We start from the raw sequence: 378 nt of genomic DNA, 5'->3' as shown, positions 1-378 counted from the left end.
TCACCTGGCTGACCGGGCGCAGTACCCGGCGACGCCGGGCCGGGCAGCGGCTGCTGATCGGGCGGCGGTGCGGTCTCCGCCGGGATCGCGTTGATCACCGGCCGGATGAAAAGTCGCGCGGTCTGCCCGAGGTTGCGGGCCTCGTTGCCGTTATTCCCCGGCACCGTGATGACCAGGTTGTCGCCATCGACGATGACTTCGGAACCAGAGACACCCAGGCCGTTGACGCGGGCACCGATGATCTGCTGCGCCTGCGACAACGCCTGGCGGGTCGGGCGCGACCCGTCCGGGGTCCGCGCTGTCAGCGTGACCCGGGTGCCGCCTTGCAGGTCGATGCCGAGTTTCGGTTCGGCCCGCTTGTTCCCCGTCAGGACCACC

Annotated in this window: 1 pseudogene (only partly in view); it reads right to left on the bottom strand. The window is 70.1% G+C overall.

The features are described 5' to 3' along the window. Nucleotides 1-378: pseudogene (locus ACFE99_RS06635) on the bottom strand (protein translocase subunit SecD); its annotated part runs 94 nt beyond the window's last position; the annotation flags it as partial.

The organism is uncultured Mycobacterium sp. (assembly GCF_964249325.1).
Classification (GTDB): domain Bacteria; phylum Actinomycetota; class Actinomycetes; order Mycobacteriales; family Mycobacteriaceae; genus Mycobacterium.
The sequence above is the reverse complement of the archived record's forward strand: the minus strand, read 5'-3'. Positions and strand labels throughout refer to the sequence as shown.